We start from the raw sequence: 26184 nt of genomic DNA on the forward strand, positions 1-26184 counted from the left end.
GCAGGCTTATTAAGGTAATTATAATTAATAAAGGTGCTTACTTAACTTGGTAAAATTCTAAACCGCTACGGATATCAATGATTAATACCGTCTCCAGAACGTGAACACCGTTACGGAAGAACTTAACACATTCATCGACGGAGTCGGATCGATGATCGAAGATGTGGAGAACCATTTCGTCAACAGGCAGAATGACTTCCGTTCGATGTGCTTCTACAACATCTATAACCGCGGCATCCTGACCAGAGAGATCGTCACACTTCTGGAGAGGTCGGTCAGACCATTCCAGGAAGAGGACAACCAGGCTCAGGAGAATGAGAGGGTCGTCATAGTCACCAGAGGGCTGTTCACCGACACCATGTCCTCGATAGAGAAGGCTGCGAAGGATTGCATCCCCGCTTACTGGATGAACGACATCAAGGAAGAGGCGATGAAGGACAACAGCTACCTGTACCTCAGGTACATCATCTATGCCTCGGCCAAGAAGGGATTGGTCTCGGAGAAAGAGCTCAAGGAATGGGACCTGGTGTTCCTGATGAGGAATCTGGTCATGCATAACAACTCCGTCTCCGACAGGTCCATGATCTTCGAGATGGGCGATCTGAAGATCTCCATGCGTCCGGACAGGATGATGAAGGGCCCGGCCAACACATTCGTGATCCTGAGCGAGAAGGCGGTAGAGCTGTTCTACAACTGGCTGAAGGCAGTGAACGAGGCGTACAGGAGATGAGTCAGGAAGAGCTCTGGAATCGGCTCTATTCCGGGAACCAGACGACTTGGAGAGGCAACACTTCCATCCCCATTCCGAACAAAGGAAAGGCTTTGGATCTCGGATGCGGCAACGGTAAGACGACGTCCACCCTCATCGATAACGGATACGATGTCACCGGCGTCGACTTCTCATCGGTGGCAGTCGAACAGTGCAGGGAACGTTTCAAGGATTCGGAATTCCGTGTTTGCAGCATCACAGATATGCCGTTCGATGACCGCTCCTTCGATTATATCACGGCCGTCCATGTTATGGAGCATCTGAACGACGAGGAACTTTCTTCGACCGTCGGAGAGATTCGCAGGGTGCTGAAGGATGGCGGATACGTCTTCGTCAGGAGCTTCACCCCTAACGACATGCGCTCCAAGAAGAGAGAGGATTCCGACATCTTCTATCGCTTCTACGATGAATCGATGATCAGGGATGCCTTTAGGGATTTCACCATCGAATCGTTGGAGACCAAGGAGGAACCGACCAGGTTCGGCACGGTACGCTCCAGAGTCGAGGCCCTAATGAAACTTAATACCTGACTTTGACACATCTGCCAATCATTATTCTAAAAAACGGGAACCGACAGAATTTGACAGTTGTCGATATGGAGCGGGATCTAACCGTGGAGGACATCTCTGATTGGACACATCAGGCGATATGATACGGATAGACACCCATTCCTGACTTGAGTTATATCGGAAATCAAGAACCGACGGACCGCTCATCCATTCAATGTTCCTAACGGGCATCAGCTGTCAAATTTCGTCTCGGATTAAACGAGAATAATCCGAGTCCTCGGACGTCTGGACCGAACGGATCATGTGTCAAATGAAGTTGTTTCAAAGGATGGAAAATGCTCTGAATGATCATCGCGCAACACAAGCGGTGACGTTCCATTGAATGATACGGCGTTTATTATGATGAACATAAACATGCATTTTCTGGATAGGGACCGACGAACCGGACGCACAATTATATTCTAAAGATACAACCCATCCGACGATGTGCTACAAAGTGCTCAAGATGAGGATCGAGCCCAATGCTACTCAAAGGGATATGATAGACTGCACCATCGGCTACAACAGGTACGTCTTCAACTACCTCATCACTGCCAACAAACTGGCTTATGCCGAGGAGGAGAGGATCCTATCTGAGTTCGAGATGAACAACCTCTGCACCAAATTAAGGAAGATGTGGCCGTGCTTCCGGAAGATGCACAGCATGACCCACAACGACGTATCGAGAAGGGTACATCAGGCCTGTTCCAAATGCAGGGAGAACGCGGTCAGGAAGAGGGACAGGGCCGTGGCGAAAGGGACCATACCTGCCGGATCTCCGATTGACATGTCATGGCCGAGGTACAGGAAGTAGGGTAGGTACGATTCCTACGCCCATCTTTCCAAAAGGGACTTCGGATTGGAGTATGCTGTAAATGTAAACGGGAAGAGGGTCAGGAAGCTGAGGCTGGGGAAGGTCAAGGGGCTGATAAGGTGCTACAACCAGGACACGCCTCTACCGGGGGAGCCGAAGACCTGCATCATATCAAGGAAGGACATGGGCACCCATATGGAATACTACGCGTGCATCTCTTACGAATTCCCAGCCGAAGAGCCCAAGGAGCACTCGGAGCCCAAGGCCGTCGGAGTGGATATGGGCATAAGGCACATAGCGGCAACATCGTACTGTAAGACCTACGACCACAGCAACGACATGCGGAACGATCTGAAGAAACTGAAGAAGCTCAGTCAAAGGCTGTCCAAGGACTGCTGTGATCCTGTCAAGGAGAGGAAGGCACGCAGCAGGCTCAGGCATCACCATGAGAAAATGGTAAACAAAAGGAAGGAGAACATAGAGAGGATATCGAAGGAGATAGTGGACAACAACGACATCATTGTGATGGAGAAATTGAACGTGAAGAAGCTGTGGAACAGGTCGTTATCGAAGAGCATGACCCGCGGTTTCGTCAACAGTTCCCTGGGATTGCTGAGAAACAGGATCCAAAGCAAGGCAGAATGCGCCGGCAAGAGGGTGATCGAAGTCAATCCCAGAGGGACTTCCCAGATGTGTTCCCAATGCGGAGCGGAAGTGAAGAAGAAGCTGGATGTCCGCATACATATGTGCCCCTGCTGCGGCCTCACCGTGGACAGGGATGTCAATGCGGCGATCAATATACTTCACAGGGGGTGGACCGGCCACCCCGTTCCTGCAAAGGACGAATCGCCGACCGCCATGATAGGCGGAGAGGCACGTACAGAGACCTTCACCGATCGGTCAGCCGGATCGCTGCGATGTGTCAAAGTCAGGTTAATATCTGAGCAGTCAATCACACACGCATGAAATGCTCGAAATGCGGTTTCGATAACGCAGATGATGCCCTCTTCTGCGAGAAATGCGATTGGAAGCTGAGCGAGACCTACATACCCGAGATGAAGGTCAACCGTGCGATCTTCTCATACGTCGCCCTGATCGTCGGAATAATCGCCGTCATCCCCATAATCATCGGAGACATGCTCATCGTCTCCCTGATCCTCGGTGCGATCGGACTTGTCCTCGGAGGATACTCCTTCAACGCATCCAGGCTGATGAACCTGCCCAACAAGAACCTCCTGCTGGCCCTTGGCGGCATCGGACTCCTGCTGAGCGTCATCGCATTCATGTACGGACTGACGATCCTGGTGTGAACATGGCGATCTACCGCGGGAAGTACATACTCGAAGGTCTCGACGAGATCACTCCAGATATGGAGCACAACCTCGACATTGCCTACGAGATATGCCTGTCCTACAAGGACGACTTCCCGTGCGAGATGTGCGGAAGATGCTGCCACCAGCCCAACATCGTGATCCTCCCGGAGGAGATCGACAGGGTCGCTTCGGCTGCAGGCATCACGCCGTTCATGTTCAGAAGGAACTACGTCGTGGAGATGCCTGACGGAAGGTTCCTGATAAACAAGCAGAACAACGGGCCCTGTCCCTTCCTTGGCGATGACAAGAGATGCACCGTCTGGAAGGACAGACCCCAGATCTGCGATGATTTCCCTTACGCCGTATCTATGTTCATGAGCAGGGTCTACCTTGCTCTGACCAATCCCGATGCGGATATTCTGAAACTCATCGCCTACATGGACTCGAAATGGCCTTGCACCAGGGTCATCAAGAGGACGATCAAAGAAAAGATAGAGGAGCGCAGAGAGGACGTTATCCTCCCTGAGGCTCACTGATTCTGGTTTGCAAGCTCCTTGTCCTTGTTGCGGATATCGACACGTTTGATCTTACCGCTGATGGACTTGGGGAGCTCCTTCACGAAATCGACTGCCCTGGGGTACTTGTACGGGGCTGTCTCTTTCTTGACGTAGTCCTGGAGTTCCTTCTTGAGCTCGTCCGTGCCCTCGTATCCGTCCCTCAGGACGATGGTGGCCTTGACGATCTGTCCCCTTACCGGGTCCGGAACCGCAGTGACGGCACACTCGAGACAGCAGGGGTGGGTCAGGAGAACCGATTCGATCTCGAACGGACTGATCCTGTATCCTGAGGATTTTATGACGTCGTCGTTCCTTCCGACATACCAGAAGTAACCGTCCTCGTCCTTCCAGGCGAGGTCACCGGTATGATGGAATCCTCCGAAGAGCGTGGCCCTTGTCTTCTGCCTGTCGTGCAGATAGCCGACGAAGATTCCTGCGGGGTGGGGGTCCACTCCTACGACGATCTCCCCGACCACGCTGGGCGGACAGGGCTTGCCGTTCTCGTCGATGATATCTACCTTGTATTGAGGTGAGGGTTTACCCATGGAACCGGGCTTGGGGGTCATTCCCCTGAGGTTACCGACTATGACTGTGGACTCGGACTGTCCGAATCCCTCCATGAGCTTCAGTCCTGTGGCCTGATACCACTTGTCGAATGTATCCGCATTGAGCGCCTCACCAGCGATGTTGGTGTGGGTGAGGGACGAAAGGTCGTGGCCTTCCAGTCCTGCGTTGCAGTACATCCTGAACATGGTGGGCGGACAGCAGAATGTTGTGATCCTGTACTTCTCGATGAGATTCAGCACAGCCACGGGGTCGAACTTGTTGTGCTCGTACACGAACAGTCCGGCCTCCATGATCCACTGGCCGTACAGCTTTCCCCATGCGGTCTTAGCCCATCCAGTCTCGGCGACAGTCCAGTGAAGCCCATCGGGAACGACGCAATGCCAATGCTTGGCGGTGAGGATGTGTCCTATGGGGTACGAGTGGTCGTGCACGGCCATCTTGGGGTTGCCTGAGGTTCCCGATGTGAAGTAGATCAGCATCATGTCCCTGACGTGAGTGGGGACCCTCTTCCAATCCTCTGAAGCGGCCTCGACTCCGGCATCGAAGTCATCCCATCCGGGAGGACAGGGGCCGTTGTACTGCGAGTTGGTCATGCACTTGAACTTGAGCGTGGGGATGTTCTCGGCTTTATCGAATTCCTGCCACACGGGTGCATCTGATGTCACGATGGCCGCCTTGATGGAAGCGGAGTTGATACGGTACTCGATATCATGCTTCTTCAGCATGAATGTGGCTGGGATCACCACTGCGCCCATCTTGTGGAGGGCTGCGGTGACATACCAGAACTGGTAGTTATGCTTCAGGACGACAAGGACCATGTCTCCCTTCTTGACGCCATGTGCCGTAAGGTAATTGGCAGTCTTGTCGGACAGGCGCTTGATGTCGGCGAACGTGAACACCTTCTCGTGTCCCCTGTCGTCGCACCAGACCAATGCCCTGCGGTCGGGATCGTTGATGGCGATGTCGTCTACGATGTCGTAGCCGAAGTTGAAATTGTCGGGGTAGTGAACGCTGTATGTCTTCAGGAGACCGTTCTCGTCGTACGTCTCGTTGACGTAGCGGAGGTTGATGTCCCTGGTCATGCGCTGCCTCCCTTCACAGAGACGACCAGGAATGTGCTGCCGTCCTTGCTGGTGGCTATCATGCCGTGGGGCTTGGTCGCATCGTAGTAGACCGAATCACCTGCGATGAGGTTCTCCTCATGGTCGTCATGGACGAACCTGATGCTTCCGCTGATGACGTACACCAGCTCCTGACCGTCGTTGACCGAGGTGGGGATCTCCGCATCCTGTTCCGACTCGTCATAGGGGGCGTTGACAAGATAGGGCTCTGCCAGCTTGTCCTTGAAGTATGCGGCGAGATGGTAATACTCGTGTCCCTTGCGCCTGTTGATCGGCAGGCCCATTCCGTCCTGCACGACGATGTAGTCGTTGAGACGGGGATTCTCGCCGGTGATCAGCTCGACGAGGTCGACCTGGAATTTGTCGGCACATTTGCTGAGGAATGTGAATGTGCAGTCCTGCTCGCCGTTCTCGCACCTGATGTACTCCTCTTCGGAGACTCCGGTGGCCGCTGCCATCTCCGCTGTGGAGAGGCCGACGAGGTCGCGCATTGCCTGGATACGGTCCGAAATGTAGTTGCTGTTCATTCCATCACCTCAAGGCCTTTATGTTCCCGTGACCGCCACAGACGATCATACCGCTCCTGCCGATGGTATCCATGATGGCACCGAGCTTGGAACGGGTATCCGTAAGTCTTGCCAGATCCTCCTCCGAGTCCTTGGACAGGTAGGGGGCGATTTGGTTGTACTCCCCTCTCTCGGGGGTGACGTCCTTCACATTGGAGTACAGGTCGCCGGTGAACAGGAGCTTGGGCTGCCTGCAGATTATGACGGTCTGTCCCTTCGTGTGAATACCGGGGCCCTCGAATACCTCGAGTTCGATATCCCCGAACTTTATCTTGCTGAGCAGGACGAAATCCTCGTGGGATTCCGGTGCTTCGCCGATTATCCTGATGCGGTCCTTCTCTGGTGCCTCATAATCGGTAATGATCCTGCAGAGGCGTCCGTAGCAGTAGTCATACGCATCTGAATCGCTTGTGGGCCTGGCCATGTCGAACAGGTTGTCCGCTGTCCTCTTGTCCACTGCTATCTCGGCGTTGTCGATGACCGACAAGAGTCCGCAGTGGTCTGCATCGGCATGGGTGACCAGCATCGTCTTGGTCATGCTGAAGAACGCAGGGAACATCTCCCTGAGCTCTGTGATCATCTCGTCCGAGAATATTCCCATTCCGGAGTCGATGAACAGCAGGCTGTCGTCGTTCCTCAGGACATATGTGTTGCTGCCGCAGGGCGGCTCGATGACCGTGAGGGTTGTCTCCTCTGTGATCTGATGGGTGGTGATCCTGGGCTTGAAGTTGAGGTCCCTGTGGAACGCTATGAACTCCGCCAGCTGGTGGACCTTGTCGAAGATTATGGAGGGATCCTGGCCCCTCTGCAGGAGCATCTCTGTGACTCCCCTGCACTCCGATACGAATTCCTTCACCCTGTCATCCCCGAGGCTGAACAGCTTCTGGATCTGGCTGGCGAGGCGGATGTACCCTACAGTGGTGTCGAGCACATCGTAGTTGCCGTTGTAGGACACCACATTCAGGAGGTAGATCTCAGACACCTCGTCCAGAATCTTCTTAGACACGGTGGGGTCGCTGACCTCCATTCCAATCTTAAAGTTCTGGAATCCCCTGTTCTCCTCCCTGGAGTTCAGATAGGAGATGTTGACCTCGTACTTGTCGATGATCTCCAGTACCGGGAACAGCATACCAGGCGTGTTGGGGATCTTCACTTCCATGACCAGCACCGTGGGGACCTTGACCTCGGCATCGACATAGGCCATCTCGCTCAATCCCTTCTCGATGGAATTGAGCTCTGCCCTGGTCCCTTCAACCTCTATGAAAAGGTTGAGGCCTCCCCTCTTGTAGCTGACACGGGTGATGTTTCCCCCGTTCTCCATGATGACCTTGCACGCACGCATGAATGCTCCCGGCCTGTCCGGGGTCCTCGTGGTGTAGGTACGCTTCACCGGCTCCTCTGTCATTGACTGTCCTTCTTCCTGATCTCGGCACGCTGGATTTTTCCATTGACCGTTTTAGGAAGCTCCTTAACGAAGTCCATAGCTCTAGGATATTTATATGGGGCGGTCTCGTGCTTGACGAAATTCTGGAGCTCCTTCTTCAGCTCCTCCGTGCCCTCGTATCCTTCCCTCAGCACCACAGTGGCCTTGACCAGCTGTCCCCTGACGGGGTCCGGGATACCTGTGACCGCGCACTCCAGCACTGCCGGGTGGGTGACGAGAACGGACTCGATCTCGAAGGGACTGATCTTGTATCCTGAGGACTTGATGACATCGTCGTTCCTTCCGACGTACCAATAGTATCCGTCCTCATCCCTCCATGCGACATCCCCGGTGTGATACCATCCGTCGTGCATCGCCTTGGCGGTCTTCTCGGGATCGCGGTAGTACTCCATCATGAGTCCTGGGGGCTTGGGATCGCAGGCTATGACGATCTCTCCGGTCTGTCCGTTGGGGCACTCCTCCCCATTCTGGTCCACAATTTTTACCGTGTACTGCGGCGAGGGCTTTCCCATAGAGCTTGGTTTGGGCTCCATTCCGACGATGTTGCATACCGTGCAGGTGGTCTCGGTCTGTCCGAAACCTTCCATGAGCTTGATACCGGTTGCCTTCTGCCAGCTGTAGAACACATCGGGGTTCAGTGCCTCTCCTGCGATACAGCAGTACTTCAGTGACGAGAGGTCATGCCCCTCCAGTCCGGCGTTGATGAACATCCTGAACATGGTAGGGGGACAGCACAGGGAAGTGATCCTGTACTTCTCGATGATGTGCAGTATCTCATGGGGCTCGAACTTGTCGTAATCGTATACGAACACCGCGGCCTCCATATGCCACTGGCCGTAGAGCTTTCCCCACACTGCCTTTCCCCATCCGGTGTCTGCTATGGTGAGGTGCACTCCCTCGGGGTCGACGTTCTGCCAGTACTTTGCTGTGGACAGGTGTCCGAGGCTGTAGAGGTGGTCGTGGAGGACCATCTTGGGGTATCCTGATGTTCCCGACGAGAAGTACATGAGCATGGGCTCCTTCACGTTGGTCTCTACCCTGTCGAGCTTTTCGGATGTAGCCTCGACTCCCTCGTCGAACTGCAGCCATCCGTCCCTCTTGCTGTTCACGACCATCTTGATCGTCAGCGAGGGGATGTCCTCGGCGGAGTCCACTGCTTCGCAGACCCCGTTCATGTCCGTACAGATCGCCGCCTTGATGGATGCTGACCTGACCCTGTACTCCACGTCACCTTTGGTGAGCATGAACGTCGCGGGAACGATGACCGCTCCGATCTTGTGGAGGGCGACGATGGTATACCAGAACTGGTAATGGCGCTTGAGGATGACCATGACCATGTCCCCCTTGCCTATGCCCTGCGACATAAGGTAGTTGGCAGTCTTGTCGGACATCCTCTTGATGTCGCCGAATGTGTACTTCCTCTCCTCTCCAGCGGGGTTGGTCCAGATCATGGCCAGACGGTTAGGTTCCTCCCTGGCGATCTCGTCCACGACATCGTAACCGAAGTTGTAGTTGTCGGGATAGTGGTATGTGACCTTCTGGAGTATTCCGTCCTCACCGTACGTCTCGTCGACGTACCTCATGTTGAGGTTCCTCATTTCTCCTCACCCTTCATGACGGATGCTATGAATTTGCATCCGTTCTTGGTCGTCGCATACATTCCGTGGGGCAATCCGCTGTTGTAGTAGACGGAATCCCCGGGCTCCAGGTCATAGAAGTGACCTGCGTGGACGAACCTCATCTTTCCCTCCAGGACGTAATCGAATTCGTTTCCTGCATGGGAGGAGAGGTGAACGTTCTCGTCGTTGTCGCCTTCGATGTAGGGCGCTGTGACGACGAAGGTCTCCGAGAGCCTGTTTGTCAGCGTGTATCCGAGGTGCTCGTACTTGAATCCGAGGCGCCTGTTGATCGGCAATCCCTTTCCGTTCTTGACGAAGGTGCACTCCGCCAGATGGGGCTTCTCTCCTGTCAGGAGCTCAACCATGTCTATGCCGCACTTCTCTGCGACCTTGTAGAGGAAAGTGAATGAGAAGTCCATCTGACCGGACTCGTAGACAATATACTCCTCGGGAGTCTTTCCGACTACCTCGGCCATCTCCTCGATCGATATGTCGCACATCTCGCGCATCGCTTTGACACGCTCCGCTACTTCAGCTACTATGGGTTCCATTTCATTCACCTCATGCATCCGGCCACAATTTGTGAGCCATGTTCCTTAATTCGTATTTCAAAATCTTTCCGGCCGCGTTCATCGGGAAGTCATCCACGAACGCGATGTACTTGGGCGTCTTGTACCAAGCGATCTTGTTACGGCAGAAATCGATGACGTCCTGCTCTGTCATGTCATCGTATCCCTGATGCTTCACTATGAACGCACCGGGCTGTTCGCCGTACTTGGCGCTGGGCACTCCGACGACCTGGACATCCTTGATTCCAGGGCACTTGTAGAGGAAGTCCTCGACCTCCTTGGGGTAGATGTTCTCGCCTCCGCGGATGATCATGTCCTTGATCCTTCCGGTGACGTAGAAGTATCCCTCCGAATCCCTGTATCCGAGGTCTCCGGAATGGAGGTATCCGTTCTTGTCGATGACCTTGGCGGTCTCCTCGGGCATCTTGTAGTACCCTTTCATGACGTTGTATCCCTTACAGCAGAACTCTCCGATGACTCCATCAGCGCAGGGTTCGTAGGTCTCGGGGTCCAGGATGACGGTGTCGACTCCCTGGAGCTTCTTACCGACCGACGAGCACTTCTTCTCGATCGAGGGCTCATCGTATGTGGTCTGCGTCATACCGGGCGAGGCCTCGGTGAGACCGTAGACGATGGTGATCTCCTTCATGTTCATCTTGTCGACGACCTCATGCATTGCGGAGATCGGACAGGGGGATCCAGCCATGATTCCCGTCCTGAGGGACGAGAAGTCGAACTTGTTGAACAGCTTGTGATTGAGGATGTTGATGAACATCGTCGGCACTCCGTACACTGATGTGCACTTCTCCTCCTCGATCGTGGTCATGACCTTGATGGGATCGAATACCTCACAGAAGCACATCGTGACCCCGTGGTTGATGCAAGCCATGACTCCGAGCACGCAGCCGAAGCAGTGGAACAGGGGCACGTTGATGCACAGGCGGTCGGTGGGACCATAGTTCATGTTGGCTCCCAGCCAGTATCCGTCGTTGGCGATGTTGAAGTGTGTGAGCATAACTCCCTTGGGGAATCCGGTGGTTCCCGAGGTGTACTGCATCATGGTGACGTCCTGAACGTCCACCGAGTCCTTCCTGGCCTTGTACTCGGCATCGCTGATGGTGACCGCGAGGGACTTCACCTCGCTCATGGAGTACATTCCGCGGTGCTTGACGGGACCGAGGAAGATGACCTTCTTCAGGTAAGGATACGTCTCGCTGTGGAAGTTCTCCCTGGGCATGGTCATGAGCTCGGGTACGAGGTCGTAGACCGTCTGCACGTAGTCTGTCTCCCTTACACCGTCGATGAGGAAGAGCACATCCATGTCGGACTGCTTGAGGACGTAGTCCAGCTCGTCCTTCTGATAGTTGGTGTTGATCGTGAGGAGGATGGCCCCGATCTTAGCGGTGGCGAACATGAGGGTGATCCAATCCGGCACGTTCGTGGCCCAGACGGCGACCTTCATTCCCTTCTCCACTCCCATCGCCATGAGGCCCTTGGCCACACGGTCGACCTCGACACCCCACTGTGCCCAGGAGAGACGGAGCTCCCTGTCCACATAGACGATGGCATCGTTGTCTGGATGGTTCTTTATGCACTTGTCGAGGAGGTCTCCTAACCTCTCGTCGCTTGTGATGTTCTGTCTTGGAACACAGACCAAGTTCTCACCTCAGAGCGGCGTGTAGAGGACCGCGTAGATCTCCGCAGGTCCGTCTATTGCCCCCACGTAGTGAGGGACGACTGAATTGTAATAAGCGCTGTCACCGGGCTCGAGGATCTTCTTCTCCTTTCCGTAGATGAACAGGATCTTTCCGGAAACGACAACGATGAACTCCTCGCCCTCGTGGGTGCTGAGCTCGGGGGTGTCGTCCTCTCCCACACGTATGAACATGGGTTCCATGTGCCTGTCCGTCTTTCCCTTTCCGAGGGGGTAGTAGAGGTAGTCTCCCTTGTCCCCGTGGGATGAGGGCTCTGATTCCCTCTCGTTGAGCCTGACGACGATTGGATCGGGGTTGAACTGATCGTCAGTGAACGTGCCGACCCTCTGGCCGAGCGAACGGGAAAGCCTAATCAAGGATCCGATGGGCGGGTATGCGATACCACTCTCGTACTCCTGAATGGACTGCAAACTAATACCGGAGTTAACGGATAGCTCTTCCTGAGAGAGACCCATCTGTTCCCTGTACTTGCAGATTCTCTTTCCAACTTTGTTCATGTCGGCCATATTTTTGCCTCAACCACCTGTATTATGCGTATTTAATAAACATTTTGGGCCTACAAACTAATTTTAAACCGATTACGAATATGCCAGCCCATGGATTGTCTGACCAAGAGAGTCACTGTCGTCTGCGGACATTACGGTACGGGGAAAACCAACCTCTCCATCAACCTAGCCATCGACGCTGCTGAACGCGGAGATAAGGTGACGCTCATAGACATGGACGTTGTCAACCCCTACTTCAGATCGTCGGATTACGCGGATGTCCTGACAGAGAAGGGCGTACGTGTCCTCGGCCCTAACTTCGCCAACTCGAATCTGGACACCCCTTCGCTTCCGGCTGCCATAGGCAATGCGATATCCGAGGGCGAGAGGGTCATCATCGATGTCGGCGGTGATGATGCGGGAGCTACGGCCCTCGGAGTCTACAGTAGACAACTGTCGAACGCAGATCCCGACGTGATCTACGTGGTGAACAAATACCGCTCGCAGACCACTGTACCAGAGGAAGCCGTGGAGATACTAGGAGAGATCGAGAGGGCCGCCAAGATAAAGGCCACCTGCATCGCCAACAATTCCCATCTAAAAGACCTCACCACGGAACAGACTATCCTTGATTCCCTCCCCTTCGTGGAGGAGGTGTCCAAGCTCACTGGGCTTCCCATCAGATTTACTACGACACCTGTCGGGGTTGCCCTCTTAAATAAAATACCATTATTGTACCCTATAAGTGTCTATGTAAAGGCACCCTGGGAAAAGGCAGGTAATTGAATGCCCAAAGTTATCGTTGACAACGAAAGATGCAAGGGATGCGAGATGTGCGTCATCGCGTGCCCGAAGAAGATCTTGGCTCTGGACCCCTCTGTTACGAACAGCAAGGGATACCATCCAGCACATGTGACCGACGAGTCGGCATGCATTGGTTGCGGTTCATGCACCATCATGTGCCCCGACTGCTCCATAAGGATCGAGGTGGATTGAGATGGCAGAAAAAGTCCTCATGAAAGGAAACGAGGCCATCGCAGAGGCCGCCATCGCAGCAGGATGCAGGCACTTCTTCGGATACCCTATCACCCCTCAGACCGAGGTGGCGGCATACATGTCTAAGAGGATTCCCAAGATCGGAGGAGTCTACCTTCAGGCAGAGTCCGAGGTAGCTTCGATCAATATGGTCCTCGGAGCCGGTGCTGCCGGAGTCAGGGTCATGACGTCCACATCATCCCCGGGAATCAGCCTCATGGCCGAGGGAATCTCGTACATCGCAGGTTCCGATGTCCCCTGCCTCATTGTCAACGTCGAGAGGGGAGGACCCGGACTCGGAGGAATCCAACCTTCCCAGTCAGATTACTTCCAGGCAACCAGGGCTACCGGTCACGGTGACTTCCACCTTCTGGTGTTCGCACCCTCCACCGTCCAGGAGACGGTAGATCTTATCTCCGATGCATTCGACCTCGGCGACAAGTACAGGATGCCCACCATGATCCTGTCCGACGGACTGCTCGGACAGATGATGGAGCCCGTAGTGCTGCCTGAGACGAAGGAGCCCACAGATGACAAGGACTGGTCCGTAAGGGGCCACCAGGGCAAGAGGAAGCACAACGTCGTCAACTCCCTCTACATAGACCCCAGCGAACTCGAGAAGCTCAACTTCGAGAGATTCGAGAAGTACAAGAAGATCCAAGAGACCGAACAGAGGGCAGAGGAATACCTCGTGGATGATGCCGAGATCGTGCTGGTTGCATTCGGAGCATCCTCCAGGATTGCCCATTCAGCGGTCGATATGGCCAGGAAGCAGGGCATAAAGGCCGGACTCATAAGGCCCATCACGCTCTGGCCCTTCCCCGAGAAGACAATCAAGAAGCACGCAGACCACGCCAAGGTGTTCCTCTCTGTCGAGATGAACATGGGACAGATGGTCGAGGATGTCAAGATGGCGGTCGAATGCAAGAAGCCTGTGAAATTCTTCGGACGCACCGGAGGAATCGTTCCCACACCCAAAGAGGTCCTTGAACAGATCGTCAAGCTCAACGGAGGCGATTACTGATGACGAAGATCTTAGGAGAGAGGCCCAAAGCGCTTCTGGATGTACCGCTCCACTACTGCCCCGGATGTACACACGGTATCGTACACAGGCTCGTAGCGGAGGTAATCGACGAGCTGGGCATCGAGGGAAAGACCACAGGAGTGGCCTCGGTAGGATGCTCCGTGTTCACATACAACTACTTCGGATGCGACATGGTCCAGGCACCCCACGGACGTGCACCAGCCGTGGCGACCGGAGTCAAGAGGGCAAGGCCCGACAACGTCGTATTCACATACCAGGGGGACGGAGACTTGGCAGCTATCGGAATGGGTGAGACCGTCCACGCGGCTGCAAGGGGAGAGAACATCGTCGCCATCTTCATCAACAATGCGATCTACGGAATGACCGGAGGTCAGATGGCACCCACCACCCTTCCTGGACAGGTCACACAGACCACCCCCTACGGAAGGGACACCGCCACTGCAGGAAACCCCATCAGGGTCTGCGAGCTCCTCTCATCCGTCAAGGGAGTGGCCCTTGCAGAGCGCGTCACAGTAGACTGCGTGAAGAACGTCAAGGCTGCCAAGAGAGCGATCAAGAAGGCCTTCGAATACCAGATGGCCGGCAAAGGATACTGCATCGTGGAGGTCGTCTCCACCTGCCCCACCAACTGGGGAATGTCTGCCGGAGATGCACTCCAGTGGCTCAGGGACAACATGCTGCCCTACTACCCGCTCGGAGTCTACAAGGACGTCGGAGAGGAGGGAGAGCAGTGACCGACATGAACATCCTCCTGGCAGGATTCGGAGGACAGGGTATCCTGTTCACCGGAAAGGTAATCGCTTACTCCGGTCTGATGGAGAACATGGAGGTCTCATGGCTTCCCTCCTATGGACCCGAGATGCGCGGCGGAACAGCCAACTGCAGCGTCTGTCTTTCCGAGAACAAGATCGGTTCGCCCCTGGTGACCAACCCTGATGTGCTGGTCGCCATGAACCTCCCCTCGCTGGAGAAGTTCGAGAAGGATGTCGTTCCCGGCGGACTGATCATCGTGGACAGCTCGATCATCAAGAAGAAGGTCGAGCGCACCGATGTGAAGACCATCTACATCCCTGCCTCGGAGATCGCCGAGAAAGCAGGCATCAAGGGTGCCGCCAACATGGTCATCCTGGGCAAGCTGTTCAAGGAGACCTCGTTCTGTTCGCCAGAGAACCTTGACAAGGGACTCCAGAAGACCATACCTCCTAAGAAGATGGATCTTCTGGACAAGAACAGGCTCTGTATCAAACTCGGTACAGAGAACTGAAAACATGGCCCTTACGGGCCATTTTCCTTTCAATTTTGCATCTTGTGCTCTGAGAGCAGGCTCTTCAGAGCGTCGATATACAATTCAGGGGCGATGGTGTGGCCTTCGCCAGGGACTTCCATGTACCTGCATCCAGGGATGGAATTGCCTACGGCTCTTCCTTTCAGAGGCTCCACCATTATGTCCAGTGCACCGTGGACTACGAGGGTCGGTGTGGTGATGTCCTTCGTCCTGTCGGTCGAATCGAAATTGTTCATGGAGACCATCTGCTTCAGGACCTCGCTGGCCTTCTCCGGGTGCTTGGGGACCGGCATCACCATGTCCTTTTTCGCCAAGGCATCGAACTTGGACTCTGGGAAGCAGAAGGAGTTCAGAACGATGTTGACGACATCCATGGTGCATTCTCCCCTGGCTGCCGCACTGGTGACCTGATACATGAAGTAGGCAGACCTGTGGGGTCTGAACTGGTATGAAGACACGAGTGTGAGCGTCTGGAGCCTTTGGGGGTACCTCAATGCCAATGACTGGGCTATGAGCGATCCCATTGACCATCCGACGATGTGAGCCTTGTAGATGTGGAGATGATCCATGAGGTGAATGACATCGTCCGCCATAATGTCCACTTCAACCTCTCCGTTGTACTCGGTCTCTCCGACCCCGCGGTTGTCCAATGTGATTGCCCTGTATCCCTTCAGCAAGGGAACCATGCCCTTCCAGAAACGGTGGTTTGCACCGACACCAGCGATGAGGATTACGGGCTCTCCCGAGCCTTCCTCCTCGTAGTACATCTTCACGTCCTGAAGTTCAGCGAACATGCTACTGTGATTCTGCCCATCAGATAAAAAATAATCACAGGATACTTAACGAAATGTTGATACGGCCGCCATTCGAAACGGGGATGTCCAGATATGCCTTGGAACGATAGTAGTCATGCATGTCGCCCACTTCTACGATGCTGTCTCCATAGGTGTATGTGAGAAGGAACCTGTGCTCTCCGAATATGTCCGACAACAGGCATTCCAGATACATTCCTACGGAGCTATCGTTATCCACAGAATAGGCCATCACATCCGAGAGGAAGACTAGGGAGTCGTCCTCCAGATCCGTGAAATCCGATAATCTGACCTCGATGCCCGACAGCTGCCTGAGGAATTGATCGGGATCCATGATTTCATGCTCCGAACCCATATATTGCGCGGTCGTGCCGATAGCGATCATGATCACCATAAGGAATATCATGGCATCCATGAATGCGGTCATCCCACCGCGGTTCAGGCGAATGCCGTCACCTCCACCTTCACGGGGACTTTCCTTCCGTTGTCATAGTCAAGGATCAGAACGTAGTCTCTAGTGAATTCCATCCCCTCATCTTGACCTAGGCCTATGCTGAACGGCTCCTCTGAAAAGCCGAGGACGGAGACGTCCACCAGGATGCCTTTGAGGGCTTTGTATTCCATGTAGGAGTACAGATAAGGTTCTGAATACGTGATACCATCCACTGTCTCCAACTCAATCGATCCGGGATCGAAATCCTCCAGTGGATCGTAGAATGCACCTATGTTTGACGCAACGAACACCAGGTAGACGCAAAGTACGGTCATCACCGATATGGATGACACCATTGCCTCCATGAACCCCATATCCCCATGACAGTTTCTGATCATGGGCCAGGTTTCGTTTGTTCAGTTTAAAAAACAAGCATGCAGACTGCATGCTGACTAAGGCGTTTGGAGGATGCCCGGAGGCACCCCTTCATTTCTTGGCAGGCTCCCATTTGCACCTGACGGGAGAGACGATGGTACCGTCCTTCTTCATCTCGGCGAATGCCTTATCGACGACCTTACGGTCGAGTCCTGTGAGCTCTGCTACCTTTCCGGCGTTCAAAGGCTCTCCTGCCTTCTTCATCGCTTCCAGAATCTGTTCCTTAGGATCCATGAAAATATCTCCTGTGACCCCAGAAGGCAGTTATGCCTTATTATTGTGCTTCAGGTAGGATTCGAAACGGTCAGACCTTACGGGCATACAATCCGCGGGTGGTCTTTCCGCCGCACATCTCCTTGAGACGGGCCTTCATCTTGTCGGTCGGATTCCTGCAAACCTCACCCACGGTCTTCACCAGTCCCGAGGGTCTCTTCCTGAGGTCCAGTCCCACCGAGGACACTCCTGAACGTCCTAACTCGGGGATGAGGTCCAGAAGATCCAATTCGACAGAGTTCAGTATGTGGGAGAATCCCCTGTGGTCCTTGTAGACGGGGAATGCCGCACCGGTCTCGTCTGTGAGCGTACCGCTCTCCATGCCGGGATCCCTGGTGTACATCAGCTCGGTCCTTCCGAAGGCCATGACCTCGGTACGCCCAGGATAGTAGGCCATGAGATTGGAGACCTCGTTCCTCGAAAGCTCCACCGACAGCGTGGTCTGATAGAGATTCAATGGGAACGATGAGTTGAACATGTTCAGGATGTTGCTGCCGTAGATCCTCGGAGCACCCTTGCACGCCCTGTATTGTCCCGGACTGTTAACCATGACCGGACGGTCTGTGAACCTGAACTCGTCCAGAGCATCGAATCTGGGGAGCAGTGCTACGCACTCCGTGTCCCCTGCGGCCTCAATGGCCTCATCGATCTTGTCCATGTTGTCGAAATATATCCTGTCAGCATAGGGAAGTGCCGCTTCCAGGTTCTTTATCGAGCTTACGTAGAATGACAACTCGGGTTCGTAGCTCCTGATAGGCTGCTTCTCCATCTTGATGTGGACCGCTGGCCTTTCCGTCTCCCCTCTGAATCTGGGGGTGTTCCCGATATCGTTCTTGATGACATCGATACGCGGATCGTAAGTACGGTAGATCTGATATTTGCCATCGGGGATCTTGAACGGAACATGGATGGGGTCCAGATCCATGACCTTGAACCCTCCGATCTTCTCATCGCCTTTGAATATTGACAGTCCGTCCTTGAGCCCTACAGGCTCCTGGATTTCGGTGACTATGGTCTTGTCCTCTATCCTCACATCGGCGATGTAGAATCCCCTGTTGTCAGGGTACAATGACTGGACCGGGGAGACGACGCCTCCAAGGTATCCGCTGCAGGTCCCCCTGTTGAAGACCGTCCTCAGCAGCTCCAAGGTCTCGTCCAGCTCCTTACCCTTCTCTCCCTTGACGGCCATGGAGTAGGCTTTGGATGCCAGGTAGGTGTATGGAGGGGACCTCATCCTCCCCTCGATCTTCAGGGATGTGACTCCGAGATCGGAAAGGTCTTTGAGATAGTCCATGCCGTAGATGTCCGCACAGCTCATGAAATAGCCCGACTGGCCGTCACGCTCGTACTTCTTCCTGCAGGGCTGGGCACAAGATCCTCTGTTGCCGCTGCGGCCTCCGATGAAACTAGAAAGGAGACATCCTCCGGACATGCAGTAGCAGAGCGCACCTTGGATGAATACCTCCGTCTCAATGGGGGATTCGGGGATTATCTTTGAAAGCTCGTCCATAGTGAGCTCCCTGGCAAGGACGACTCTGTCCAATCCGTTCTCGGCGCACCATTTGACGCCTTCCAGAGAATGGATCTGCATCTGGGTGGAGGCATGCTTGGCGATATCCACATTTGTGAGGTGCTTGAGAAGCCCCAGGTCCTGAATGATGATCGCGTCTGCATCTATGTCCTTCAGGAACTTCACGAAGGACACGGCCTCTTCCATCTCGGAATTCTTGATCAGCGTATTCACGGTGACATGAACCTTGACGCCGTGATCATGCGCGTATCCTATCGCTCCCTCGAGCTCGCCGTCGCTGAAATTGCCTGCGAATGCACGGGCTCCGAAGCTCTTACCCGCCAAGTATACGGCGTCGCATCCGCCCTTGACCGCTGCAACGAGACTGTCAGGCGAACCTGCCGGCGATAGGATTTCCATGTTCCGTCCTATCGTAACGCTATTTAAAGAGATTATGGAGGAAGAACAGTCAGTATGCAGTAACAGAAACGGGGCCGGCACTGTTTCTTATACTGATAGATGAAAACATCGTCCATGAACCGTTTCTTCAACGAAATGAAAGACAAGAAGACCAAGAAGAAAGAGGAGCCTTGCTCCATTATCAGGGATTCCCTGATCATCGACTGCAGCAAGTGCGAACTGGTCCCTGAAGCGGGATCCAACGAATGCTTCAGATGCATGGTGGACAGGATGTCCCGTTACGGAAGCGCCGACAGGATCATCCTGAGGACCGGGAGGGATCTTGAGGTCTCGGGGAGATCGAGCGCTGTAATCAAGAACATCTCCTCTCTGAAACGGTGGACCACATCAGGGGAGATGATGGACCGTGCATGCAGGAAGTGCAGCCAGAACAGATTGGCCGTAATGAACGTCGTATGGAAAGACTTCCCCTGCATGGAGTTTACCAAAGCCAAGCAGATGCTGACCCTTTCTGATGCCGACGACAAGTGCTCTAGATGCATGAGGGCCTCTGTGGCCGCCATAGAGCAATTGGAAGAGGACATGCACGCCATCACCAGAAGGATGAGGTGACGGTCGATGGGTTCCAAGATAGCATCCTTCTAGGTTTCCGATATGAAACCGATTCCGATACCTCCTCCGCCAGTGGAAATCATCGCAGACGACCTCCCTTCTCTATTCAGTAGGCTGGTGCAGAATGACATCCGGTCCAAGCCTTCCTACACGGACTCATGGGTTTTGGCCCCGCCAGCGGATGCTAGGATCCTGGCGGCCTACCGTACCCCCTACTGCGGTGTATCGATATGCGATCCTGGCGACGGAGAACTGGAGTACGATGTCCTGCCCCTCGAATACGCTTATCCGGATGCTCTGAACAGTGTTGTCGCCGGAACGATAGAGAAGATACGCAAGGAGCATCTGGACACCGGAGGGAGATTGGACAGGGACAGCGTAACAGGCAATGCCAGGAAACTGCTCCTCGAGTCGTTCTCGGAGATATCCGATGCGTGCGGGCCAGATTCGGACTTGGGAGGTGTGCTTAACGACCTCAGCAGCGTGGTTTACAGGCATTCGGTGGGTGCAGGGGTATTCGAGATCCTACTGACCGACCCCCATATCGAGGATGTCTTTCTGGATGCGCCTTGCGAATCCAACAGGATCTACGTCACCGTGAACGGGATTGAGGGGTTCAACTCACATATGCGCTGCAGGACCAACGTCATGGTGGAGAAACGCGAGGTATCCAATCTCATCAACATGTTGAAGCGGTCCAGCGGACTGAGGTTCGCTCATTCCAATCCGATATTGGAGACGGACTTCCCAGACCTCGATGCCAGGGCCACAGTGATCGGACCTCCCATGAGCCCCAAAGGGGAAGCGGTAGCCATAAGGAAGCATTCAGAGAGGATGTGGACCCTGAGCAGGCTGATCTTCAACGGCACGGTGGATCCCAGGTCCGCAGGCATCCTATCTTTCCTTGTGGACAACAGATGCACATTCCTGATCTGCGGCCCCAGAGGTGCCGGTAAGAGCTCGCTGCTGTCCGCCCTCATGTTCGAATTCCCCAAGGAACAGAGGATACTCACCATCGAAGACACCATAGAGCTTCCTGGAGAGTCGATGAGAAGGATGGGATACAAGGTGCAGACGATGCTCGTGGATGACAGACTGGGAGGCGACCAGCAATCGAGATCGGACGAGGCATTGAGGGTATCGCTGAGGATGGGAGAATCCGCGATAATTCTCGGAGAGGTGCGCGGTGAGGAAGCCAGGACGCTCTACCAGAGCATGAGAGCGGGAAGGGCCGGAAGCTCCATCATGGGGACCATACACGGGGACTCCGCTGAATCCGCGTACAAAAGGGTGGTTGAGGATTTGGGAGTATCTCCCGATTCGTTCATGGCCACCGATGTGGTTGTTACATTGGGCACCGTGAAGGACAGGAGGACCGGACGCCTCATAAGGAGGATGAATGAGATGGTTTGCACCTCTGATGTCCCCGGGGAGTTCAAGGACATCACGGATATCGATAGGCTGTTCGAATCTTCTGTCATGGCCCGTGCGATGAGATCGTCACAGCTGGGAAGAAAGGAGATCTCCAAGGATATCAGGGCCAGATCCCTGATGAGGTCCCTCCTGGCGGCAGCAGGGAGAGATGATGAGCGGTTCCTCGGTCCCGAATGGATACTGAGGGCGAACGACATCCTGTCCAGGTCCGATATGAATCAATCCGCAGAATCCATAGCGCAGAAACTGCAGGATGAGATCGATACCGTGAGGATTTGACATGGATTACCGGAGACTCGTCAACGAATGTCCCTCGGTGGTCGGGATGCTCTCTGCCGGACTCCAGTCCGGGGGATCCTTGGATTCGACGGTACGTTCCCTTGCTGTCAACGGACCCCGTCTGTCAAGGAAGCTGTTCGAGGATGTGGTGAGACGGACCGACACGAAGAAATTCCCATCCATATCGGAGGGGCTGGTCTCCATGGCATCCGCTCTTCCGAAGGAAGCTTCTGGATACAACCGTGCAATTATGATGGTGATATCCGCCTCTGAATCCACTGACGATACCACCAGGAACGGATTGCTTGATGATGCCTCTGACCTGGCCCTCGAAGCTGTCAAGGAGATGGGCGAATCCTACGGGGAATCGTTGACCGCACCATGCATGGCGGTGTTCGGGATCGGGATAATGGTGCCCATGATCATGATGAGCATCCTTCCGATGCTCAGTATCGGAGGGATATTCGGTTCTCGCAGCATAGATCAGGGGACGATTGTTCTGATCACTTTGGTGATAGTTCCTGCCGTGATACTCGCGGTATCCGTCCTTGTAAGGCACAGGAATCCATTCCTGTCGGAATCGTTGTCCTTGAATGAGCTGAAGTGCGCCCTTCCTCTGCTGGGAACATTGCCCCTTGCCATCTCCCATTGTTACTTTTTCGGAGGGATCGAGAGCTTATTCATCCTGTCCTTGGCTCCGACCTGTATCGCTACAATGATCCTCATGATGAACGACATGAACAACGATAGGAAACGCAGGAAATGCGAGCAAGCCATCATGGATAGCGTATTCGATATCGGGAACAGGATGGTATCAGGTGAGAACTTCGAGACTTCGGTGATCTCAGCGACCTCGTCCTGGGAAGGCTCCATAGAACTTTCCGAGAGGATCTCCAGGGAGATGAACGTCTGCAGAGGGGATGTGCGCTCTGCCTTGCATAGATCGATCGCCCCGATCTCAAGGGAGATGGGGATAGCTCTGGAAGACATATTGGTATGCTCCGAAAAGAACAATGACGATGCTGGACGCATGGCTGTGAATCTCGGGAAGCAGTTCCAAAACCGCAACAGGATAAGGAGAACTTTGGAGCTCAGGCTGAAGTCCACTACCGACATGATGATCGGAACCTGCATGTTCTTCGCCCCGATAGTCCTGGGGATGAGCGTTTCGATGTTGGAACCTGTGTCGCGCATATCGGGCTCATCTGCGCTGTCCAACACGTCGACCATTCTGAACATCTACCTTATCGAGCTCTGCGCACTGATCTCCGTCCTTCTCTCGAGCCTTGGCAGCGGAGAACGTCTGACCAGCATCATCTGGAGATTCTGTTTAATGTGTCCGGAATCCTTGTTGGTGTTCCTGGTGTGCTCATCCTTCTCTCTTTGAGGCAGAGGATACGGGATTATCGCTAGACGGAGCTTGGAAAACTATGATAAACCACCCGAATGATGCTGAAACGTGGATCAAAGAACGCTTCTGCTAGGCCTGTTCGTGCTTTCAGTCATCTTATCTGCACTGTTTTTTGCTGTCCCGTTCTGCTATCCTGAGGGCACGTTTGTCTATTTGGACGGCAGCCCCGCACATATGGACCATGACTGGTCCTCTTTTGGATTGGGGGGATTGGTCTATGCCCTTGGCGACTTCCTTTGCCATCAGTCGTTCAGTAGATCCATAATCCTGAACGGATCTCAGATGCCGATATGCATAAGGGACATCGGTCTTCTGATAGGATTCGTAATCGGTCTAGTCTATTGCCTGAAGGTATCAGAGAAGGTACTGGACCGCAAGCACCTGTTCGCAGGAATCATTCTGCTTCTGCTGACGCTTCTGGAATGGATTTGCGAAAGAGCATTTCATGCTGATATGCCCGAGATCCGCATGATACTGGCCATAGTGTCCGGAATCGGTGCTGCGATAATAGTGGCCTGGGCGGCCTATAGAAGTACGGCAGGGCCAGAGGCCCTGCATTGAAGTTTATCTGTGCGATCACTCGCACTTGGTCCATCCACAGGACTTGCAGACGTTGCATCCGCCCTGGAACTCAAGCTCCGCTCCGCACTTAGGGCAGGGGTTGATGATCTCCCTCTTGGGCTCCTCGGGCTCCTCTGTAGCGATACCTTTGAGCTGGGCCTGCATCTCCTTGTACATGTCGGTCAATGCCCATCCGACGGCCATCGGACAGCACGATCCCATGCTGGTGTCCCTCTTTGTATGCGTCCTGACCACGTAGGAGGGGCATGATCCGGTGGACTTGAGCTGGTCAACGATGGCCTCGATTCCGCATCCAGACCTCGCAGCCAACGAGATCATCCTTGAGAGTCCGACCATGAAGTTGTTACATCCTCCAGTGGATCCCTTGTTGAGGTACGCCTCCACGAGCTCTCCTGTGTCGGGGTTGAAGAATGCCGTGCAGTGCAGCGAACCGCATCCCGTCATGAGCTTCCTCTTCTTTCCGATGACGTTATCCTCGACGACCTCGACGACTCCCCTCTTCTCCTCCTTGGGCTCTTCCTCGGCCTTCTTGCTCTCCTTGGTGGAGAGGATGCCGAGACGCTTGCATCCGTCACGGAAGACAGTTATTCCCTTACAGCCAGACTCCCATGCGTACATGTAGATGTTGTATACGTCCTTCTCAGGGAACTGCTCAGGCAGGTTGACCGTGGAAGAGATAGATGCATCGATGTGCTTCTGCCATGTGGCCTGCATATCGATCCTCTTCACGTAATCGAGACTCTGTGCGGTGATGAACCTCTCGGGGAGGTCCTTCTCATCCTTGATGTCAAGATGCTTGTCCATATATGCCTGGACGATGGGTGTGTACACCTTGTAGTACTTGTCCTGGTCCCCGTTGAGTGAGGTTGTCCTCCTCTCGTAGGAAAGGGCAAAGATGGGCTCGATTCCGCCTGAGATGCCCAGCATCGTCGACAGGGTTCCGGTCGGTGCGATGGTGAGCAGCTGGGAGTTCCTGAGTCCGTACTGCCTGACGGCCTCTGTGGTCTCTTCAGATGCGTTGAGCTTGAAGTAAGGCGAAGCGATGATCTGATCGGGAACGCACATCTCGAACATTCCCTTCTCTTTCGCCAGCATTGCAGACTCGTAAAGTGCGGTGTCTGCCATGAGCTTTCCGAGCTTGTCGCAGAATGTTACCGATTCCTCGGATCCGAAAGTGTATCCGAGTTCGATGAGCATATCGGCCAGTCCCATGATTCCGAGACCGATCTGCCTCCACTGGCTGACGGAATCTCTCTGCTCCTGCAGGGGGTGCAGAGGCAATCCCTCTTCGAGTACGTCGTTGAGTCCGCGGACACATATCCTCACAGCCTCTACGAATTCATCGTTGAGGAACTTTCCGTCCTTGACGAACTTGGCTAGGTTCATGCTACCGAGAAGACAGCTTCCTCCAGCGGGAAGGGGCTCCTCTGCACAGGGGTTGGTACCTGCATATGAATAGTTGGGGAACTCGCTGAGCAGATTCCAACTGGAGATCCTGTCCCAATAGAGGCATCCCGGCTCTCCATAGTCCCAGTTGGTGTAGCAGAGCCTCTCGAAGAACTCCGCCGCATTGAGCTCTTTCCTTATGTTTTCCTTGCTCTCGGGACGGTCGAACTTCTGAGTGAACATCGTCCTCTGCTTGACGCATCCCATGAACTCGTCGGTAACGCGGATGGACATATTTGCCTTGGTTACCCTCTCGAGATCTGTCTTGACGTTCATGAACTCCTCGAGGTCAGGATGATCGCAAGAGATGGTGAGCATCAAAGCTCCGCGACGTCCATGCTGTCCGATGAGTCCAGTGACCATGGAGAAAAGGTCGGTAAAAGATACTGCTCCCGAGGTCTGAGAAGCAGTGTTGTTGATCTTCGCACCGCGCGGGGCGAGTTTCGAGATATCGATTCCCGCTCCTCCGCCGTAACTGAAGGTACGTGCTAGCTTCCCTGCCGTCTCGAAAATGGATTCGATGGAATCCTCTGGCGGCGTCAGAACGTAACAGTTGGAAAGGGTGATCTTCCTTCCGGTCTTCTCAAGACCCCTGTTAGCGAGGATCCTTCCTCCGAAGAGGAACTTCTTCTCCTCGATCATCTTTCTGATATCTTTATTGCCACCACTCACACGGTCTAGCCACTGATCGAAGGTCTCGTTGTCATGACAGTACTTCTTCGTCCATATGTCTATACCGAGCTGATTGTCTTCTCCTAGCCAATCTTTGATCTCCATGTTTTTCCCCCAACCGAGGTGATTGCAATTGCATCCCTCTTTACTCATTTCGTCAAGGTTCGTGAGTAAATAATACTTGCAATCCCGAATAATGGATGTATAGTCCAATAGATACTAAAAAGATGGCTTGCTGATGAATTTTGTTAAGGTCAAACATTAACTGGCCAGTTATGTCCACTTCACGTCGAACTTGCACTTCGGACATACCATTTCTGAAGGGATCAGCGACCGGGTCCCGTGTTCTCCGCCATCTTTCCGTTACATACTAAATCGCCGACACTTTCGTATGAAGAATCGATTTCTTACTA

The 26184-nt window shown here is 54.0% G+C and carries 28 protein-coding genes; 15 read left to right on the forward strand and 13 right to left on the reverse strand.

The window, feature by feature from the left end; all coding sequences use genetic code 11:
• Positions 1 to 100: 100 nt before the first annotated feature.
• The 6 genes from PED39_07285 to PED39_07310 all read left to right on the forward strand — a co-directional run bounded on the left by PED39_07285 (position 101) and on the right by PED39_07310 (position 3980).
• Positions 101 to 730, forward strand: coding sequence for a hypothetical protein (locus PED39_07285; protein ID WII07386.1), 630 nt, complete (start codon positions 101 to 103; stop codon positions 728 to 730).
• Positions 727 to 1299: a methyltransferase domain-containing protein gene (locus PED39_07290; protein WII07387.1), complete on the forward strand. Its 573-nt coding sequence runs from the start codon at positions 727 to 729 to the stop codon at positions 1297 to 1299. Before PED39_07285 ends, PED39_07290 begins: the two co-directional genes overlap by 4 nt.
• 463 nt (positions 1300 to 1762) lie before the next feature.
• On the forward strand, positions 1763 to 2131 hold the full coding sequence (locus PED39_07295) for a helix-turn-helix domain-containing protein (protein WII07388.1): 369 nt from the start codon (positions 1763 to 1765) through the stop codon (positions 2129 to 2131).
• Positions 2132 to 2176: 45 nt separating this feature from the next.
• Entirely contained in the window at positions 2177 to 3097 is a 921-nt protein-coding gene (locus PED39_07300; GenBank protein WII07389.1) for a transposase, read from the forward strand.
• Entirely contained in the window at positions 3094 to 3441 is a 348-nt protein-coding gene (locus PED39_07305; GenBank protein ID WII07390.1) for a zinc ribbon domain-containing protein, read from the forward strand. Before PED39_07300 ends, PED39_07305 begins: the two co-directional genes overlap by 4 nt.
• Before the next feature lie 2 nt (positions 3442 to 3443).
• Positions 3444 to 3980, forward strand: a complete 537-nt coding sequence (locus PED39_07310; protein ID WII07391.1) for a YkgJ family cysteine cluster protein — start codon at positions 3444 to 3446, stop codon at positions 3978 to 3980.
• On the opposite strand, the gene PED39_07315 is transcribed toward PED39_07310, so the two are convergent.
• From PED39_07315 to PED39_07345, 7 genes are read right to left on the reverse strand one after another with little or no spacing between them, the layout of a single operon-like run.
• Entirely contained in the window at positions 3974 to 5650 is a 1677-nt protein-coding gene (locus tag PED39_07315; protein ID WII07392.1) for an AMP-binding protein, read from the reverse strand. The two genes, PED39_07310 and PED39_07315, sit on opposite strands and share 7 nt — an antisense overlap.
• Positions 5647 to 6216, reverse strand: a complete 570-nt coding sequence (locus tag PED39_07320) for an XRE family transcriptional regulator (GenBank protein ID WII07393.1) — start codon at positions 6214 to 6216, stop codon at positions 5647 to 5649. The genes PED39_07315 and PED39_07320 overlap by 4 nt, the downstream gene beginning before the upstream one ends.
• Positions 6217 to 6220: 4 nt before the next feature.
• Positions 6221 to 7660 (reverse strand): MBL fold metallo-hydrolase, encoded by a 1440-nt coding sequence (locus tag PED39_07325; protein WII07394.1) that lies wholly within the window; start codon positions 7658 to 7660, stop codon positions 6221 to 6223.
• Positions 7657 to 9297: an AMP-binding protein gene (locus tag PED39_07330; protein ID WII07395.1), complete on the reverse strand. Its 1641-nt coding sequence runs from the start codon at positions 9295 to 9297 to the stop codon at positions 7657 to 7659. Before PED39_07330 ends, PED39_07325 begins: the two co-directional genes overlap by 4 nt.
• Positions 9294 to 9869 (reverse strand): helix-turn-helix domain-containing protein, encoded by a 576-nt coding sequence (locus tag PED39_07335; GenBank protein ID WII07396.1) that lies wholly within the window; start codon positions 9867 to 9869, stop codon positions 9294 to 9296. Before PED39_07335 ends, PED39_07330 begins: the two co-directional genes overlap by 4 nt.
• Positions 9870 to 9879: 10 nt before the next feature.
• Positions 9880 to 11544, reverse strand: a complete 1665-nt coding sequence (locus PED39_07340) for an AMP-binding protein (GenBank protein ID WII07397.1) — start codon at positions 11542 to 11544, stop codon at positions 9880 to 9882.
• Positions 11545 to 11553: 9 nt separating this feature from the next.
• Complete coding sequence (locus PED39_07345) at positions 11554 to 12108, reverse strand: XRE family transcriptional regulator (GenBank protein ID WII07398.1); 555 nt, start codon at positions 12106 to 12108, stop codon at positions 11554 to 11556.
• A 90-nt stretch (positions 12109 to 12198) separates the two neighbouring features.
• Between PED39_07345 and PED39_07350 the strand changes: the two genes are divergently transcribed.
• The 5 genes from PED39_07350 to PED39_07370 are packed head-to-tail and all read left to right on the forward strand — an operon-like array spanning position 12199 to position 15431.
• Positions 12199 to 12873, forward strand: a complete 675-nt coding sequence (locus PED39_07350; GenBank protein ID WII07399.1) for a hypothetical protein — start codon at positions 12199 to 12201, stop codon at positions 12871 to 12873.
• Complete coding sequence (locus tag PED39_07355; GenBank protein WII07400.1) at positions 12874 to 13083, forward strand: 4Fe-4S binding protein; 210 nt, start codon at positions 12874 to 12876, stop codon at positions 13081 to 13083. It abuts the gene before it with no gap.
• A gap of 1 nt (position 13084) precedes the next feature.
• Positions 13085 to 14146, forward strand: a complete 1062-nt coding sequence (locus PED39_07360) for a 3-methyl-2-oxobutanoate dehydrogenase subunit VorB (GenBank protein ID WII07401.1) — start codon at positions 13085 to 13087, stop codon at positions 14144 to 14146.
• Complete coding sequence (locus PED39_07365; GenBank protein WII07402.1) at positions 14146 to 14901, forward strand: thiamine pyrophosphate-dependent enzyme; 756 nt, start codon at positions 14146 to 14148, stop codon at positions 14899 to 14901. Before PED39_07360 ends, PED39_07365 begins: the two co-directional genes overlap by 1 nt.
• A gap of 5 nt (positions 14902 to 14906) precedes the next feature.
• Positions 14907 to 15431: a 2-oxoacid:acceptor oxidoreductase family protein gene (locus tag PED39_07370; GenBank protein WII08390.1), complete on the forward strand. Its 525-nt coding sequence runs from the start codon at positions 14907 to 14909 to the stop codon at positions 15429 to 15431.
• A 29-nt stretch (positions 15432 to 15460) separates the two neighbouring features.
• On the opposite strand, the gene PED39_07375 is transcribed toward PED39_07370, so the two are convergent.
• From PED39_07375 to PED39_07395, 5 genes are all read right to left on the reverse strand, one after another.
• The gene (locus PED39_07375) at positions 15461 to 16246 is read right to left on the reverse strand and encodes an alpha/beta hydrolase (GenBank protein WII07403.1); all 786 of its coding nucleotides are present in this window, start codon (positions 16244 to 16246) and stop codon (positions 15461 to 15463) included.
• A gap of 34 nt (positions 16247 to 16280) precedes the next feature.
• A complete protein-coding gene (locus tag PED39_07380; GenBank protein WII07404.1) occupies positions 16281 to 16691 on the reverse strand; it encodes a hypothetical protein in 411 nt (136 codons plus the stop codon).
• 11 nt (positions 16692 to 16702) lie between these two features.
• The gene (locus PED39_07385) at positions 16703 to 17095 is read right to left on the reverse strand and encodes a hypothetical protein (protein WII07405.1); all 393 of its coding nucleotides are present in this window, start codon (positions 17093 to 17095) and stop codon (positions 16703 to 16705) included.
• Between the two features lie 88 nt (positions 17096 to 17183).
• On the reverse strand, positions 17184 to 17366 hold the full coding sequence (locus PED39_07390) for a transcriptional regulator (protein ID WII07406.1): 183 nt from the start codon (positions 17364 to 17366) through the stop codon (positions 17184 to 17186).
• 70 nt (positions 17367 to 17436) lie between these two features.
• Positions 17437 to 19335 carry a U32 family peptidase gene (locus PED39_07395; GenBank protein ID WII07407.1) on the reverse strand — a complete coding sequence of 633 codons (1899 nt, stop codon included), beginning with the start codon at positions 19333 to 19335 and terminating at the stop codon, positions 17437 to 17439.
• A 114-nt stretch (positions 19336 to 19449) separates the two neighbouring features.
• On the opposite strand from PED39_07395, the gene PED39_07400 reads away from it, so the two are divergent.
• The 4 genes from PED39_07400 to PED39_07415 all read left to right on the forward strand — a co-directional run bounded on the left by PED39_07400 (position 19450) and on the right by PED39_07415 (position 23632).
• Positions 19450 to 19947, forward strand: a complete 498-nt coding sequence (locus PED39_07400) for a hypothetical protein (GenBank protein ID WII07408.1) — start codon at positions 19450 to 19452, stop codon at positions 19945 to 19947.
• A gap of 72 nt (positions 19948 to 20019) precedes the next feature.
• Complete coding sequence (locus tag PED39_07405; protein WII07409.1) at positions 20020 to 21660, forward strand: type II/IV secretion system ATPase subunit; 1641 nt, start codon at positions 20020 to 20022, stop codon at positions 21658 to 21660.
• A 1-nt stretch (position 21661) separates the two neighbouring features.
• Complete coding sequence (locus tag PED39_07410; GenBank protein WII07410.1) at positions 21662 to 23047, forward strand: hypothetical protein; 1386 nt, start codon at positions 21662 to 21664, stop codon at positions 23045 to 23047.
• A 198-nt stretch (positions 23048 to 23245) separates the two neighbouring features.
• On the forward strand, positions 23246 to 23632 hold the full coding sequence (locus tag PED39_07415) for a DUF2085 domain-containing protein (GenBank protein WII07411.1): 387 nt from the start codon (positions 23246 to 23248) through the stop codon (positions 23630 to 23632).
• A 15-nt stretch (positions 23633 to 23647) separates the two neighbouring features.
• Here the strand turns inward: PED39_07415 and PED39_07420 are convergent, their stop codons facing one another.
• Positions 23648 to 25876 carry an adenosylcobalamin-dependent ribonucleoside-diphosphate reductase gene (locus PED39_07420; GenBank protein ID WII07412.1) on the reverse strand — a complete coding sequence of 743 codons (2229 nt, stop codon included), beginning with the start codon at positions 25874 to 25876 and terminating at the stop codon, positions 23648 to 23650.
• Positions 25877 to 26184 lie beyond the last annotated feature (308 nt).

The sequence above is a fragment of the Methanomassiliicoccales archaeon LGM-RCC1 genome (assembly GCA_030168575.1).
In the GTDB taxonomy this organism is placed as follows: domain Archaea; phylum Thermoplasmatota; class Thermoplasmata; order Methanomassiliicoccales; family Methanomethylophilaceae; genus Methanoprimaticola.

Coding starts and splice junctions, on each gene's coding strand:
- PED39_07310 (WII07391.1), top strand. CDS start 3,444: ATGGCGATCTACCGCGGGAAGTACATACTCGAAGGTCTCGACGAGATC.
- PED39_07410 (WII07410.1), top strand. CDS start 21,662: ATGGATTACCGGAGACTCGTCAACGAATGTCCCTCGGTGGTCGGGATG.
- PED39_07330 (WII07395.1), bottom strand. CDS start 9,297: ATGAGGAACCTCAACATGAGGTACGTCGACGAGACGTACGGTGAGGAC.
- PED39_07400 (WII07408.1), top strand. CDS start 19,450: ATGAACCGTTTCTTCAACGAAATGAAAGACAAGAAGACCAAGAAGAAA.
- PED39_07325 (WII07394.1), bottom strand. CDS start 7,660: ATGACAGAGGAGCCGGTGAAGCGTACCTACACCACGAGGACCCCGGAC.
- PED39_07295 (WII07388.1), top strand. CDS start 1,763: ATGTGCTACAAAGTGCTCAAGATGAGGATCGAGCCCAATGCTACTCAA.
- PED39_07315 (WII07392.1), bottom strand. CDS start 5,650: ATGACCAGGGACATCAACCTCCGCTACGTCAACGAGACGTACGACGAG.
- PED39_07360 (WII07401.1), top strand. CDS start 13,085: ATGGCAGAAAAAGTCCTCATGAAAGGAAACGAGGCCATCGCAGAGGCC.
- PED39_07290 (WII07387.1), top strand. CDS start 727: ATGAGTCAGGAAGAGCTCTGGAATCGGCTCTATTCCGGGAACCAGACG.
- PED39_07390 (WII07406.1), bottom strand. CDS start 17,366: ATGGATCCTAAGGAACAGATTCTGGAAGCGATGAAGAAGGCAGGAGAG.
- PED39_07420 (WII07412.1), bottom strand. CDS start 25,876: ATGGAGATCAAAGATTGGCTAGGAGAAGACAATCAGCTCGGTATAGAC.
- PED39_07365 (WII07402.1), top strand. CDS start 14,146: ATGACGAAGATCTTAGGAGAGAGGCCCAAAGCGCTTCTGGATGTACCG.
- PED39_07375 (WII07403.1), bottom strand. CDS start 16,246: ATGTTCGCTGAACTTCAGGACGTGAAGATGTACTACGAGGAGGAAGGC.
- PED39_07380 (WII07404.1), bottom strand. CDS start 16,691: ATGACCGCATTCATGGATGCCATGATATTCCTTATGGTGATCATGATC.
- PED39_07335 (WII07396.1), bottom strand. CDS start 9,869: ATGGAACCCATAGTAGCTGAAGTAGCGGAGCGTGTCAAAGCGATGCGC.
- PED39_07415 (WII07411.1), top strand. CDS start 23,246: ATGGACCATGACTGGTCCTCTTTTGGATTGGGGGGATTGGTCTATGCC.
- PED39_07355 (WII07400.1), top strand. CDS start 12,874: ATGCCCAAAGTTATCGTTGACAACGAAAGATGCAAGGGATGCGAGATG.
- PED39_07385 (WII07405.1), bottom strand. CDS start 17,095: ATGATCAGAAACTGTCATGGGGATATGGGGTTCATGGAGGCAATGGTG.
- PED39_07395 (WII07407.1), bottom strand. CDS start 19,335: ATGGAAATCCTATCGCCGGCAGGTTCGCCTGACAGTCTCGTTGCAGCG.
- PED39_07350 (WII07399.1), top strand. CDS start 12,199: ATGGATTGTCTGACCAAGAGAGTCACTGTCGTCTGCGGACATTACGGT.
- PED39_07345 (WII07398.1), bottom strand. CDS start 12,108: ATGGCCGACATGAACAAAGTTGGAAAGAGAATCTGCAAGTACAGGGAA.
- PED39_07370 (WII08390.1), top strand. CDS start 14,907: ATGAACATCCTCCTGGCAGGATTCGGAGGACAGGGTATCCTGTTCACC.
- PED39_07305 (WII07390.1), top strand. CDS start 3,094: ATGAAATGCTCGAAATGCGGTTTCGATAACGCAGATGATGCCCTCTTC.
- PED39_07320 (WII07393.1), bottom strand. CDS start 6,216: ATGAACAGCAACTACATTTCGGACCGTATCCAGGCAATGCGCGACCTC.